Source organism: Acidimicrobiales bacterium (assembly GCA_035630295.1).
Classification (GTDB): domain Bacteria; phylum Actinomycetota; class Acidimicrobiia; order Acidimicrobiales; family Iamiaceae; genus Iamia.
The window spans coordinates 71,369-85,343 of the sequence record DASQKY010000027.1 but is presented as its reverse complement, the minus strand read 5'-3'; the positions used below and the strand labels follow the sequence as shown (position 1 = coordinate 85,343).

Sequence of the window (13,975 nt, the reverse complement as noted above, 5' to 3'; positions counted from 1 at the left end):
CTCACCCGGCGCCGGGCGGGGCGCCGAAGCCGGCCGCGGCCAGGGCCACCCGGCCCTCGTCGGAGAGCACGAAGGCGACGAAGGCGGCGGCCCCGGCGGCGTGGTCGGTGTCGCCCACGGTGGCGATGGGGTAGGTGGCGGTCACGTTCTGGTCGGCGGGGATGGCGATGCCCTCCACGGCGTCGCCGGCCGCCACCACGTCGGTCTCGTACACGATGCCCACGTCGACCTCCCCGGCCTCGACCTTGGTCAGCAGGGCCCGGACGTCCTCCTCGTCGCTGTCGATGGAGGGCTCCACGGCGACCCCCTCCAGGGCCTGGCGGGCGAAGCGGCCGCAGGGGACCTCCTCGTTGCACAGGGCCACCACCAGGTCCTCGTCGGCCAGGTCATCCAGGCCATCGACGCCGGCCGGGTTGCCGGGGGGGACGGCGATCTCCAACCGGTTGGTGGCGAAGGGCACGGGGGCGCCGGCCAGGACGTCGGCGTCGACCAGGTCCTCCATGTCGGGCTCGGCCGCGGTGGCGATCACGTCGGCCGGCGCCCCCTCGGTGACCTGGGTGACCAGGCCCGAGCTGGGGCCGAAGCCGAGCTCGACGGTGGCCTCGGGGTGGGCCTCCTCGAAGGCCTGGCCCAGGGCGGTGAACACGTCGGTGAGGGAGGCGGCGGCGAACACGGTGACGGTGCCGCTGATCTCCTCGCCCCCGGTCGAGCCGGCGCCGTCGGGGGAGTCGTCCGAGCAGGCGGCCGCGCCGAGCAGCAGCAGGAGGACGGCCAGGACGGCGATCGGGCGGCGGAGGGCGGGGGTGGAGGGGACCATGGGGCTCGGGGCGGGGGTCGACGGTCGGGAGATCGGTGATCGGGGGTCCGCGGCGCAGGGTCGAGGCGGGCTCAGGGGCGGGCCAGGTCGACCAGCACGTCGGTGGCCTTCACCGCCGCGTCGGCCACCACGCCCGGGGCCAGGCCCAGCTCGTCGACGGCCTCGGCGGTGATGAGCGACACGATCCGGTGGGGCCCGGCCTGGAGCTCCACGGTGGCGGCCACGCCGTCGGTGACGACCCGGGTCACGATGCCCCGGAAGCGGTTGCGGGCCGAGAGGCCGGGGGCCCCGTCGGCCGCCGCCGCGGCCGCGGCCCGGTCGACCAGGAAGCGGGCCAGGTCGGCGCCGTCGATGGCCCGGTGGCCCTTGGCGTCCCGGGTGGTGGGGAGGCGCCCGTCGTCGGCCCAGCGCCGCACCGTGTCGGTGCTGACCCCGGCCAGGTCGGCCACCTGTCCTGGCGTCAGCGAGGGCACACCGCCACTCTAGCTCGCATGTGCGAGGAGGCGGACCGGGAGTAGCGGGTCGGTGTGCATCCGGGATGCCATCCTTGGGCGAATGACGCTCGGCCGGCGGTGGTCGTGGGCAATGGTGGCCGCCGCGCACGATCAGAACCTGAAGCGCGTGAGCCCGCCGGGTTCGACTCCTAGCACCACGGTCGCAGAGCGGGGCTCCATGCGATACACATGCCACGGCGGTGGGCCCTGCGCCGGCGCGTTGAAGGGTGCGGTGATCCCCGTTCCGTCGGTGTCGGGTTCGGCCGGCCATCCGCCGTCCGCCCAGCCCTGGGACGCCCGTGCCACGTCGGCGGGGTCCGTCACCCGGGAGGCGTGGCCGTCGACGACCACGTCGGCGTCACGGATCGACACCGCGATCGAGCAGCGCCGGTCGCGCTCGACGTTGTGATGCTTCTTCGTGCCGGCACCGGTCTGGAACCAGAAGGTGCCGTCGAGCCAAAGTGCCCCCACCGCGGTCACATGCGGGCTCCCGTCGTCGTTCAGCGTCGTGAGCCACGTCGTGCGAGCGTTGTGGGCGTCGGGCGCGGGCGGCGAACCGTCGGCGATCCGCTCGACGATGGTGCTCCAATCGACCGGCGGCAGATCGTCGTCGATACCCAGGTTGATGGTCTCCATGGTGGTTCCCTTTCTCCTCTCGTGTGCAGACGAGCGGCGCTCCGTGATCTCATCGCACCGTGGCCATCGGCGAGCACGACGCCAGATCGGTGTCGGGAGGGCTCACCCCCGTCGAGCGGCAGTCCTTGATCGACTGGTCGAGTCGATGTTCCCCCGCCTGAGGGCGTCGATCACCTGCGGGTAGACGCCGAAGCCGTCGGTGGTGAGCTGGATGCGCCCCGCCAGATCCGAACTGACCCACTACCCGGACGGAAGCGGCCCTGGTCGGTAGCGTGGCCCGATGCGTCGCTTCCGTGTCGGGGTCCAGCTCCACCCCCAGGTCGAGGACCTCGACGACCTGCGCCACGCGGCCCGGGACGCCGATGCCCTGGGGGTCGACTCCATCTGGGTGTGGGACCACTTCTTCCCCCTCTACGGCAACCCCGACGGGCCCCACTTCGAGGCCTACACGCTGCTGGCCGCCCTGGCCGCCGACACCGAGCGGGCCCGCCTGGGGGCCCTGGTGACCTGCAACTCGTACCGCAACCCCCAGCTCCTGGCCGACATGGCCCGCACCATCGACCACCTCAGCCACGGCCGCTTCACCCTGGGCATCGGGGCCGGGTGGTTCGAGCGGGACTACACCGAGTACGGCTACGAGTTCGGCACCGCCATCGGCCGCCTCCGGGCCCTGGAGCGCGACCTGCCCACCATCCGCCAGCGGCTGGAGGCGCTCACCCCCGCCCCCCTGGGCCCGCTGCCCATCCTGGTCGGCGGGGCGGGGGAGAAGGTGACCCTGCGCATCGTGGCCCAGCACGCCGACGCGTGGAACGCCTTCGGCCCGCCCGAGGCCTACGCCCACAAGAACGAGGTGCTCGACCGGCACTGCGCCGAGGTGGGCCGGGACCCGGCCGCCATCGAGCGCACCGTCGCCCTCCAGCCCTCGGAGGTGGACGACGCCGAGGCCTTCGTGGCCGCCGGGGCCACCCACCTCATCGTCATGGTGGGCCGGCCCTTCGACCTGAGCCCGGTGGCCGCCCTCCTGGCCGCCTCGGGCGGCGACCGGGCCGGCGCCGGTTAGCCGGCGAAGGTGCCGATGACCGCCGCCGCCTCGGGCTGGCGGAGCACCACGTAGCTCTCGCCGGGCACGAACGAGACCGGCAGCTCGGTCTGCTGCGGGTCCAGGCGGCCCATGGTCCAGGCGAAGCGCAGGGCGTCCACCAGCTCCATGTGGTTGTCGACCCGCAGGCCCCCGATGAGGGCCTGGCCGATCTCGTCCAGCTCGAACGGGTTGCGGCTGGAACCGGCCTCGTTCAGCACGGCCCGCAGGAACGTCTGCTGGCGCTGGACCCGGCTCAGGTCGGCCAGGCCGTCGGACGGCTGGACCTGGCCGTCGATGACCTCCTGGTAGGTCCGACTGCGCACGTAGGCCAGGGCCTGGGTGCCGTCCAGGCGGACGTCGCCGGACTGCTGCACGTTCAGGCCCGACTTGGTGTCGACGGCCGGGTTGGGGAAGTTGATGGTGACCCCGCCCACGGCGTCGATCAGGCCGGCGAAGCTGACGAAGTTGATCTCGATGTAGCGGTCGATGGGGATGCCCACCGACTCCTGCACGGTGCGGATGAGGGACGTGGGCCCGCCGTTGTAGGAGGAGTTGATGCGCCCCTCAATGCCCCGGCCCGGGATGGGCACGAACAGGTCCCGGGGCAGCGACAGCATGCGGGCCGGGCCGTCGCCGGTGCGCAGCACCAGGATGGTGTCGGCCAGGTTCTGGGTGAAGCCGGGCCGGGTGTCGGTGCCCACCAGCAGGTAGTTGGTGCCCCGGGCGTCGCCGCCGGCCAGGACGCTGCGGCCGTCCACGTCCACGTCCACCCGCTCCACCTCGTCGAACTGGCGGTTGGCGTAGAACCAGCCCAGCTCGACGGCCAACAGGGCGGCCACCACGCCCAGGCCCACCAGGCCGAGCAGGATCCGCACCGGGCCCCGGCGCCGCCCCACCCGGCCGTCGGGGCGCAGGACGCGCCGGCCCCGGAAGGCCGACACGGTGGCCACCGCCACCAGGCCGTGGGCCACGCCCACCACGAAGAGGATCACCGGCACCATCAGGCGATCCGGGTGGCGTCGGGGTCGGCCGGGGGCCGGCGGTCGGTGGGGTCCGGGTCGCCACCGCCTTCGCGGTAGGTGATGGTGGTGCCGCCCACGCCGATGCGGTCGCCGTCGCGCAGGGGCGCCACCCGCCCGTCGGGGATGCGGTGGTCGTTGAGCTGGGTGCCGTTGGCCGAGCCGGCGTCGGCCAGCTCCCAGCCCCCCTTGGCCCGGCGGCGGACCACGGCGTGGGCCCGGCTGGCCCGCTCGTCGTGGACCCGGAGCACCTGGTCGGCGCCCCGGCCGATGGTGACCGGCTCGTCACCCAGGGCCACGGGGGCCTGGGCGCCCTCCACCTCCAGCCGGCCGGCCACGGGGCTCGGGCCGGCCGCCGCCATCGGCGCGGTGGGCACGGCGGCGGCCACGGGCGCGGTGGGGACGGCCGCGGGGGCAGAGGCGGGGCGGTTGACCCGGATCGCATGGCCGGCACCGGCCGCTGCCGGGACCGGGGCCGGTGGCGCGGTGGGCGCAGCCGGGGCCCGGCGGGGGGCGGGGGCGGGCCGCGGGGCCGAGCCGCGGCGGATGCCGAGGACGGCCACGCCGACCAGCACGCCGACGGCCGCGCCGGCCACGAGAGCGAGGAGGTCCACCACGACGGGGAGGCTACCGAGGAGCCCATCGGCGCCCGGGCACCCACCCGAGGGAGGCCACCCCGGTCGGCCGCCCGCCCCGGGATGAGAGGCCCTGCGCCCCGGGGTCGGGCCTGTCGGTACCCTCGGGACCGTGGCTGCCACCCCCGAGACCCGGGCCTACGCCGGGGACGTGGTGCTGTCCGACGGCGGCACCGTGCACGTGCGGCCCATCCGCCCCGAGGACGGCCCCCGCATCCTGCGGTTCCACGAGCGGCAGTCCCCCGAGAGCATCTACTTCCGCTACTTCAGCCCCCGGCCCCGGCTCACCACCGCCGACATCGACCGGCTGACCCGGGTCGACGGCCTGGATCGGATGGCCTTCGTCGGCATCATCAACGACGAGCTGGTGGGGGTGGCCCGCTACGACCGCTACCCGTCCCGCTCGGTGGCCGAGGTGGCCTTCTTCACCGACGACGACCACGCCGGCCGGGGCATGGCCACCGTGCTGCTCGAGTACCTGGCCGCCGCGGCCCGCGACGTGGGCATCACCGCCTTCACCGCCCAGGTCCTGCCCAGCAACCGGCGCATGCTGGGCGTGTTCAAGCAGGTGGGCTTCGAGGTGACCAGCCGCTTCGCCGACGGCGTGATCGAGGTCGAGTTCCCCATCGAGCCCACCGAGGAGGCCATGGCGGCCATGGCCGAGCGGGCCCGGCGGGCCGAGGCCCGCTCGGTGGCCCGCATCCTGGCGCCGCGGTCGGTGGCGGTCATCGGCGCCTCGCGCCGGCCCGACAGCCTGGGCCAGGCCGTGTTCCGCCGCCTCCTGGCCGGCGAGCTGGAGGGGCCGGTGTACCCGGTCAACCCCGAGGCCGACGTGGTGGCCAGCGTCCGGGCCCACCCCTCGATCCTGGACGTGCCCGACGAGATCGACCTGGCCATCGTGGTCGTCCCGGCCGACCAGGTGCCCGACGTGGTGGAGCAGTGCGGCCGCAAGCGGGTGCAGGGCCTGGTGGTCATCTCGGCCGGCTTCGCCGAGGCCGGGCCCGAGGGCGCCGACCGGGAGCGGGCCCTGGTCGAGCAGGTCCGGCGGCTGGGCCTGCGCCTGGTTGGCCCCAACACCATGGGCATCGTCAACACCGCCCCCGGGGTGCGCCTGCTGGCCACCTTCGCCGAGGTGGCGCCCCGGCCCGGCCGGGTGGCGGTGTCGTCCCAGTCGGGCACCATCGGCGCGGCCGTCCTGCGCCGCCTGGAGCAGCTCGGGCTGGGGGTCTCGTCCTTCGTGGCCACCGGCAACAAGGCCGACGTGTCGGGCAACGACCTGCTCCAGTACTGGGAGACCGACGCGGCCACCGACGTGGTCGTCCTGTACCTGGAGTCCTTCGGCAACCCCCGCAACTTCGCCCGCATCGCCCGCCGGGTGGGGCGGGCCAAGCCCATCGTGGCCGTCAAGGCGGGCAGCGTCCTGGCCCACCGCCAACCCGGGGGCGAGGCCGGGGGCACCAGCGAGGAGGTCACCGACACCCTGCTGGCCCAGACCGGCGTGATCCGGGTCGACACCCTGGACCAGCTCTTCGACGTCACCCGGGTGCTGGTCGACCAGCCCCTGCCGGCCGGGCGCCGGGTGGCCGTGCTCTCCACCTACTGGGGGCCGGCGGTGCTGGGCACCGACGCCTGCGTGGCCGCCGGGCTGGAGCTGGCCGTCCCGGGCCCCGGCCTGCGCCCCGTGCTGGGCCCCGGGGGACGGGTCGGCAACCCGGTCGAGCTGGCCGAGGAGGCCGGGCCGGCGGAGGTGGCGGCGGCCATGGGGGCCCTGCTGGCCGACCCCGGTGTCGACGCGCTGCTGGTCCTGCACGCTCCCCGCCTGGCCGGCGACGTGGGGGCCATGGCCCGGGCGGTGGGCGAGGCGGCGGCCACGTCGGGGACGGCCAAGCCGGTGGTGGCCTCGTTCCTGGGCGCGGTGCTGCCGGGGGACCGGCCGGCCGGCGCGGTCCCGGTCTTCGACTTCCCCGAGGCCGCGGCCCACGCCCTGGGCCGGGTGGCCCGCTACCGCGAGTGGCGGACCCGCCAGACCGGGGTGGTGCCCGACCTGCACGGGGTGGACGCCGAGGCGGCCGCGGCCCTGGTCGCCGGCTGGCTCGGGGGCCCCGGCCCGGCCGGCGAGCGCCACGCCCCCCTGGGCGAGGCCCTGGCCCTGCTGGCCTGCGCCGGCCTGCACCCGGTGGCCCAGCAGGTGGTGGCCGGGGCGGACGAGGCGGTGGCCGCGGCCGAGCGCATCGGGTGGCCGGTGGCCCTCAAGGCCCTGGGGGTGGAACGGCCCAGCCGGACCGAGGAGGGGGGCGTGGCCGTCGACCTGTTCACCGAGGCCGAGCTGCGAGCCTCGTACGACCGCATGGCCGCCCACCACGGGCCGGCCATGGCCTCGGCCCTGGTCCAGGACATGGCCCCCCACGGCGTGGACGTCTGCGTGGAGGTGCACCAGCACCCGGTGCTGGGCTCGGTGTTGGCCTTCGGCCCGGCCCTGGGCGGGTCGCGGGCCCGGCGCATCCTGCCCCTGACCGACGACGACGCCGCCGCCCTGGTGGACGGGGGCTCGCTGGCCGGCGACCTCGGTGCCCTGGACCCCGCCGGCCGGGCCGCGCTGGTCGACCTGCTGCTGCGCCTGTCGGCCCTGGCCGACGCCGTGCCCGAGGTGGCCTCGCTCCGCCTCTCCCCGGTGATCACCTCGGACCACGACGCCGCCATCACCGACGTCCGCCTGGTCCTGGCCCCCTGGGACCCCGACCCCCAGGTCCGCCGCCTGACCTGAGCGGCGTCGGCGGTCAGCGGGGCAGGCCCAGGACCCGCTCGCCCAGGATGGTGCGCAGGATCTGGGTGGTGCCCCCCATGAGCGTGTAGGCGGGGGCGTAGCAGAGGTTGCGGGCCACCCGGCGGGCCAGGGCCGCGTCGCCGGCCACCGCGGCCGGGCCCAGCGTCGCCGCGCCGAAGGCGGCCACCCTCTGCTCGTGCTCGGTGCAGAACGTCTTGGTGGCGGCCGAGAACGACGGCGGGGCCTGGCCCAGCACCTCGCGCAGGACCAGCAGCCGGCCCAGGCGGTAGGCGCCCTCCAGGGCGGCGACCTCCTGGCGCACCAGGGGGCGGGACAGCTCGGCGTGGGGGAGCACGTCCCGGTAGAGCCGGTGGTTGGACACCAGCCGGTCGATGCCGCCGCGCTCGTGCTCCATCTGCCGCATCACCTGGCGGAACGAGCCGTGGGGCTGGCCCACCAGGTGGTCGCCGGGCACCCGCACCTCGGTGAAGGTGACCTCGCAGAAGTGGGTGTCGCCCACCGCGTCGGCGATGGGCCGCACCTCGACGCCGGGCGAGCCCATGTCCACCACCAGCTCGGAGAGGCCCCGGTGGGGCGGGGCCCCGGGGTCGGTGCGGGCGATGAGGTAGCAGTGGTCGGCCAGGGCCGCGCCGCTGGTCCACACCTTGGTGCCGGTCACCACCCAGTCGCCACCGTCGGGCACGGCCCGGGTGCGGAGCGAGGCCACGTCCGAGCCGGCGTCGGGCTCGCTCATGCCGATGCACCACCGGGCCGTGCCGTCCAGGATGCCGGGCAGCCACCGGGCCCGCTGCCGGGCCGTCCCGAACTGGAGGAGGGTGGGCCCGATCTGCCGGTCGGCGAACCAGACGCCGGCTATGGGCGCCCCCTCGGAGATGAGGGCCTCGACCACCACGAACCGCTCCAGCGGGCTGCGCCCCCCGCCGCCCTCGGCCTCGGGCCAGGTCATGCCCAGCCAGCGCCGCTCGGCCAGCTCCCGGGCGAAGGCGTCGTCCACGCCCACCATCCACGTGTCCTCGACGGGCCGGCCGGCGGCCTCCGAGCGCTCCGCGGCGGCCCGCCCCACGGCCCGAGCCTCGTCGGCCAGGGCCACCAGCTCGGGGGGCAGGGCGAAGTCCACGGCGCCGATCCTGCCACCGCGCCGGCGTCGCTCGGCGACCGGGCCCTCACGCGCCGTAGGGTCGGCCCATGCGCGCCGTCGTCATCGAGAGCTACGGGGACCCCGACGTCCTCACCGTCGCCGAGGTCCCCGACCCCGAGCCCGGGCCCGACGAGGTGCTGGTGGCGGTGCGGGCCACCGCCCTCAACCGGGCCGACCTGTTGCAGCGTCGCGGCCTCTACCCCGAGCCGGGGCCGGGGCGGGCCCATGAGATCCCGGGCATGGAGCTGGCCGGCAAGGTGGCCGCCCTGGGGGACCGGGCCACCGAGTGGCGGGTGGGCGACGAGGTGATGGGCATCGTCTCCGGCGGCTCCTACGCCGAGATGATCGCCGTCCACCAGCGCCAGCTCCTGCCCATCCCGCCCGAGGTGGGCCTGGCCGACGCCGCCGCCGTGCCCGAGGTGTGGATCACGGCCTGGGACGCCCTGGTGGTGCAGGGCGGGCTCACCGCCGGGCGCACCGCCCTGGTCCACGCCGGGGCGTCGGGGGTGGGGAGCGCAGCCCTCCAGCTGTGCCGGGCCCTGGGGGCCCGGGTGGTCACCACCGCCTCGACGGCCAAGGTCGAGCCCTGCCGGGCCCTGGGGGCCGACGTGGTGGTCGACTACACGAACGGCGAGGACTTCGTGGAGGCGGCCTGGGAGGCCACCGGCGGGGCCGGCGTCGACGTGGTGCTGGACGTGGTCGGCGGCGACTACCTGGCCGGCAACATCCGGGCCCTCCGCACCGGGGGGACCATCGTCCAGGTGGGCGTGATGGGGGGCGGCAAGGCCACCTTCGACCTGGGCGCCCTGCTGCCCAAGCGGGCCCGCCTGGTGGGCACCGTGCTGCGGGCCCGGCCCGTCGAGGAGAAGATCGCCCTCACCCAGCGCTTCGGCCGGGAGGTGCTGCCCCTCTTCGAGCGGGGCCAGGTGCGGCCCGTGGTCGACAGCCGCTACCCGCTGGCCGCTGCGGCCGAGGCCCACCGCCACATGGAGGCCAACGCCAACGTGGGCAAGATCCTCCTCGACGTGGGCGCCTGACCGGCGCCCCGCCGGACGGGCCGCAGGCCGGGGCGGCGGCGGGTCAGGCCGGGGGCGGGGCGGCGGGGACGGTCCACGACGACGGGTCGGGACGGGCCTCGACCGGGGGCCGGCGCCGGCGGCGCCAGTGCCCGGCCCGGGGGACCAGCCAGCCCAGCACCGCGCCGCCCACGATGCCGGCCACCATCCCCCCCACGTGGGCCTGCCAGGCCACCCGGGCGTCGTCGGGGGTTGCGAACTGGCTCACCAGGTAGGGGGCCAGGAAGGCCCAGGCCGGCAGGGCCACCACCACCAGTGGCAGGGGCTGGACGAAGGAGAGGATGCGTCGGCGGGGGCCCCGGACCAGGAAGGCGCCCATGGCCGCCGAGATGGCCCCCGAGGCGCCGATGGCGGGCGCGGCGGAGCCGGCGTTGGCCAGCACGTAGGCCAGGTTCCCGAGCAGGCCGCCGACCAGGTACAGCCCCAGGAAGGGGCCCGGTCCCAGGCGGTCCTCCACCGCGGCCCCGAACACCCACAGGAACAGCATGTTGAAGCCGAGGTGCTGGAGGCTGCCGTGCAGGAACAGGGCGGTCAGCAGGGTGGCCAGGATGGGCTTGCCGTCGACGATGGGCCGGTCGGCGTCGCTGGTGCACCGGGCCCCCTCGCTGCGGGACTCCAGCACCCGGACCTCGCACGGGACCACCCCCCAGGCCGAGGTGTGCTCGCTCAGGGCCCGGTCCTCGGTGGCGGTCAGGGTGTCGGTGTCGACCTTGCCCTGCTGCAGCGATGCCGGCTGGAGGAACAGGAAGACGGCCACGTTGAGGCCGATGAGCGTGAGCACCACCCAGGGCACGGCTCGCCGGGGGCTCTCGTCGCGCAGGGGCAGGGTGGCCAGGGCCATCAGGCCGGCCCCCGGCCCGGCACCTCGACCACCACGGTCCCGGCCACCAGGTCGTGGGGACCCTGGCCGGTGGGGCTGAGCTCGACCCACAGCAGCAGGACGGGCAACAGCGGGGGGAACAGCCAGAACACGCCCAGCACCACGGCCCGGGCCAGGGCCCGGCCGCGGCCGGGAGCCTCGCCGGTGGCCTCGTCGACCACGGCCAGCCCCTCGCGACGGTGGCCGGCGGTGCCGGCGTCGCGGGCGATGCGCCACGTCTCGTCCACCACCAGCAGGGCCGACCAGGCCACCACCAGGGCGGCGGCCACCACCGGCACCCGCAGGCCCAGGAGGGTGACCAGGGTGGTGGGGTCGAGGGCCCAGGCCACGATCACCGCCACCAGGCCCACGACCAGCAGTGGCGCGTCGTCGAGTCGGGCGGTGCGGGCCCGGCGCCTGGCGTCGGGCCGGGCCACCGGGCCCCACGCCGTGTGGGGCCGGGGGCGGCGGGCCTCGGTGCCGGCGCCCACCTCCTGGCTGGTGACGAGCTCGGGGGCCTCGAACGGCACGACCACGGTGCCGGCCACCCGGTCGGCGATCCCCCGGTGGAGGGGGGCGGTGACGATGCCCATCACGTAGGCGGCCGCCACCACCAGGAGCGCCCCGCCCAGCAGCAGGCCGGCCCCGCTGTCGAGCAGGGCCCGCAGGGCGGCCGGCAGCACGCCCCGGGTTCCGGCCAGGCCCCCGGGCACGACGGCCAGCACCACGGCCGCCGTCCCGGCGCTGGTGACGGCCCCCCGGATCCAGGCCGTGCCCTGGTCGACCCGCACCCGGTCCAGCTCGGCCACCCGCAGGGCGGTGGCCAGCTTCCCCGGGGTGGCCCGGAGCTGGATGACGAACAGCGCCTCGTAGGCCGTCATGGCCGCCAGGGCCAGGACCAGGCGGGCCACCACCCGCTCACCGGGCACGAACCGTCCGGCGACGTAGGCCACGAGGAGGACGAGGGCCACGTCGATGGCCCGGGCCGCGGCGCGGCGCCCGAGCGGGGCGTCCCGCCGGGTGGGCGCCGGACGGGCCCAGCCCACGGGGACGGGCCCCGGGGATCCGACCGGAGCGGTCAGCGGTCCTCCATGGACACGTAGGACCGCTCGGGGGCGCCGGTGTAGAGCTGGCGGGGCCGGGCGATCTTCTGGTCCTGCTCCATCAGCTCCTTCCAGTGGGCCAGCCAACCGGCCATGCGGGGGATGGCGAAGAGCACGGTGAACATCTCGGTGGGGAAGCCCATGGCCTGGTAGATGAGGCCCGAGTAGAAGTCCACGTTGGGGTACAGCCGCCGGCTCTTGAAGTACTCGTCGGAGAGGGCGACCTCCTCGAGCTTCAGGGCGATGTCGAGCAGGGGGTTCTTGCCGGTGACGGCGAAGACCTCCTCCGCCGTCGTCTTGATGATCCGGGCCCGGGGGTCGTAGTTCTTGTACACCCGGTGGCCGAAGCCCTGGAGCTTGCCCTTGCCCTCCTTCACGGCGTCGACGAAGGCGGGCACGTTCTCGATGCTGCCGATCTCGGTGAGCATCTTGATGACGGCCTCGTTGGCCCCGCCGTGGCGGGGGCCGTACAGGGCGGCGGCGGCGCCGGCGGCGGCCGAGTAGGGATCGGCGTTGGAGGAGCCGATCATCCGCATGGTGGCGGTGCCGCAGTTGAGCTCGTGGTCGGCGTGGAGGATGAACAGCGTGTCGAGGGCGTGGGCCAGGGCGTAGTTGGCGTCGTAGCGGGGCTCGGCGATCTTCCACATCATCGACAGGAAGTTGGCGCAGAAGCCGAGCGAGTTGTCGGGGTAGACGAAGGGCATGCCCACGCTGAAGCGGTGGCAGGCCGCGGCCAGGGTCGGCATCTTGGCGATGAGGCGCACCGTCTGGCGGTAGCGGTTGTCCTCGTCGCCGATGCTCTTGGCGTCCGGGTAGAAGGTGGACAGGGCGGCGATGGCCGAGACCAGCATGCCCATGGGGTGGGCGTCGTGGTGGAAGCCCTCCAGGAACCGCTTGCGCACGTTCTCGTGGATGAACGTGTGGTACGTGATGTCGTGGGCCCAGGGGGTGAACTCCTCCTCGGTGGGGAGCTCGCCGAAGATGAGCAGGTAGGCCACCTCGAGGTACGAGGACTTCTGGGCCAGCTCCTCGATGGGGTAGCCCCGGTAGCGGAGGATGCCGGCGTCGCCGTCGATCTCGGTGATGGCCGACGAGGTGGCCGCGGTCGAGGTGTAGCCCGGGTCGTAGAACCAGGTGTTGCCCAGCAGCTTCTTCCACTGCGACGAGTCGATCCCGCCGTTGACGATCGGGATCTCCATCGTTTCGCCGGTGCGGTTGTCGGTGATCGTCACGCTCTCGGCCACGTCGGAGGTCCTCGCTGTCGGTCCAGGGGCGAGGCCCAATCTAGAGGGCGGCGCCGGGGACCGTGACCGTCGCGGCCGGCCCTTCCGGCCCTGCTCACCCCGCCGGGAGCGGGGGATCAGCCCCGGTCGACGCCGCGTCGCCGTCGTCGCCCTCGCCGGGGGCCAGGAGGCGGAGGCCGGGGCGGGTGGGCACCTCGGCGGCCAGGAGGGTGCGCAGCTCGGCGGTGGCGGCCCGGGCCGGGGCGGTGGGGCGGCTGCGCCGGCTGGTGGCCAGGCCCACGGTGCGGGGCCCGAGGCCGGTCACCTCCAGGCGGCGCCAGCCCGTCGGCGGCGGGATGGGGGCGGCGGTGGCGGGCAGCACCGCGGCCCCGAAGCCCTCCTGGGCCAGGGCGGCCAGGGCCCGCATGCCGTCGATCTCGGCCAGGGCGGTCAGCTCCACCCCCACCCGGGCCGCGGCCGAGTCGAGGTCGTCGCGGAAGGCGGTGCCCGGGGGCTCCAGCAGGAGGGGGTGGCGGGCCAGCTCGGCCAGGGGGACCCGGGCGCCCCGGCGGCGGGCCAGGGGGTGGCCGGGCGGGGCCAGCACCACCCGCTCCTCCTCGAACAGCGGCTCGGCCCGCAGGTCGGGGGCGGTGACGGGCAGGTTCACCACCGCGACGTCGAGGGTGCCGGCCACCACCTGGGGGATGAGGGAGGTGGTGGTGGCGTCCACCACCACCAGGTGGATGCCGGGGTGCGAGCGGGCCAGGTCGGGGATGAGGAGGGGCAGGAGCCAGGCCCCGACGGTGCCGATCATCCCCAGCCGCACCCGGCCGGTGACGGTGCCGGCGTGGGCGGCCAGGTCGGCGGCCACCGCGTCCAGCTCGGCCTGCACCCGCCGGGCCCGGTCCAGCACCAGGCGGCCCTGCTCGGTCAGGTCGCCGGTGGCCCGGTCGACCAGGGCGACCCCCAGCTCCCGCTCCAGGTTGGCGATGTGGCTGGACACGTTGGACTGCACGGTGTGGAGGGCCCGGGCCGCGGCCGAGAACGACCGGTGGTCGGCCACGGCCGCCAGGGCGGCGAGCTGGCGCAGGTCCATCCCGGCAGTCTGG

At 75.5% G+C, this 13,975-nt stretch carries 13 protein-coding genes; 3 read left to right on the top strand and 10 right to left on the bottom strand.

The features are described 5' to 3' along the window. Position 1 precedes the first annotated feature (1 nt). From modA to VEW93_07205, 3 genes are all read right to left on the bottom strand, one after another. Positions 2–817 (bottom strand): molybdate ABC transporter substrate-binding protein, encoded by an 816-nt coding sequence (modA, locus tag VEW93_07215; GenBank protein ID HYI61579.1) that lies wholly within the window; start codon positions 815–817, stop codon positions 2–4. Positions 818–888: 71 nt separating this feature from the next. Next, positions 889–1,290 (bottom strand): helix-turn-helix transcriptional regulator, encoded by a 402-nt coding sequence (locus VEW93_07210; GenBank protein HYI61578.1) that lies wholly within the window; start codon positions 1,288–1,290, stop codon positions 889–891. A gap of 132 nt (positions 1,291–1,422) precedes the next feature. Next, entirely contained in the window at positions 1,423–1,947 is a 525-nt protein-coding gene (locus VEW93_07205) for a pyridoxamine 5'-phosphate oxidase family protein (GenBank protein ID HYI61577.1), read from the bottom strand. Positions 1,948–2,227: 280 nt separating this feature from the next. Between VEW93_07205 and VEW93_07200 the strand changes: the two genes are divergently transcribed. After that, positions 2,228–3,007: an LLM class F420-dependent oxidoreductase gene (locus VEW93_07200; protein HYI61576.1), complete on the top strand. Its 780-nt coding sequence runs from the start codon at positions 2,228–2,230 to the stop codon at positions 3,005–3,007. On the opposite strand, the gene VEW93_07195 is transcribed toward VEW93_07200, so the two are convergent. Both VEW93_07195 and VEW93_07190 read right to left on the bottom strand, forming a co-directional pair. Beyond that, entirely contained in the window at positions 3,004–4,029 is a 1,026-nt protein-coding gene (locus tag VEW93_07195) for an LCP family protein (GenBank protein ID HYI61575.1), read from the bottom strand. The genes VEW93_07200 and VEW93_07195 overlap by 4 nt on opposite strands. Further along, complete coding sequence (locus VEW93_07190) at positions 4,029–4,664, bottom strand: FHA domain-containing protein (protein HYI61574.1); 636 nt, start codon at positions 4,662–4,664, stop codon at positions 4,029–4,031. Before VEW93_07190 ends, VEW93_07195 begins: the two co-directional genes overlap by 1 nt. A gap of 130 nt (positions 4,665–4,794) precedes the next feature. On the opposite strand from VEW93_07190, the gene VEW93_07185 reads away from it, so the two are divergent. Beyond that, positions 4,795–7,446, top strand: coding sequence for a GNAT family N-acetyltransferase (locus tag VEW93_07185; GenBank protein ID HYI61573.1), 2,652 nt, complete (start codon positions 4,795–4,797; stop codon positions 7,444–7,446). 13 nt (positions 7,447–7,459) lie between these two features. On the opposite strand, the gene VEW93_07180 is transcribed toward VEW93_07185, so the two are convergent. Beyond that, positions 7,460–8,584, bottom strand: coding sequence for an acyl-CoA dehydrogenase family protein (locus VEW93_07180; protein HYI61572.1), 1,125 nt, complete (start codon positions 8,582–8,584; stop codon positions 7,460–7,462). Between the two features lie 68 nt (positions 8,585–8,652). Here VEW93_07180 and VEW93_07175 point away from each other — a divergent pair, with 68 nt between their 5' ends. Beyond that, on the top strand, positions 8,653–9,642 hold the full coding sequence (locus VEW93_07175; protein HYI61571.1) for an NAD(P)H-quinone oxidoreductase: 990 nt from the start codon (positions 8,653–8,655) through the stop codon (positions 9,640–9,642). A gap of 43 nt (positions 9,643–9,685) precedes the next feature. Here VEW93_07175 and VEW93_07170 read toward each other — a convergent pair whose 3' ends face one another. The 4 genes from VEW93_07170 to VEW93_07155 form a co-directional block, all read right to left on the bottom strand. Then, positions 9,686–10,522, bottom strand: a complete 837-nt coding sequence (locus tag VEW93_07170) for a rhomboid family intramembrane serine protease (GenBank protein HYI61570.1) — start codon at positions 10,520–10,522, stop codon at positions 9,686–9,688. Further along, on the bottom strand, positions 10,522–11,586 hold the full coding sequence (locus VEW93_07165; protein ID HYI61569.1) for an RDD family protein: 1,065 nt from the start codon (positions 11,584–11,586) through the stop codon (positions 10,522–10,524). The genes VEW93_07170 and VEW93_07165 overlap by 1 nt, the downstream gene beginning before the upstream one ends. Positions 11,587–11,618: 32 nt before the next feature. After that, entirely contained in the window at positions 11,619–12,887 is a 1,269-nt protein-coding gene (locus VEW93_07160; GenBank protein HYI61568.1) for a citrate synthase, read from the bottom strand. A 94-nt stretch (positions 12,888–12,981) separates the two neighbouring features. Next, complete coding sequence (locus VEW93_07155; GenBank protein HYI61567.1) at positions 12,982–13,962, bottom strand: LysR family transcriptional regulator; 981 nt, start codon at positions 13,960–13,962, stop codon at positions 12,982–12,984. Positions 13,963–13,975 lie beyond the last annotated feature (13 nt).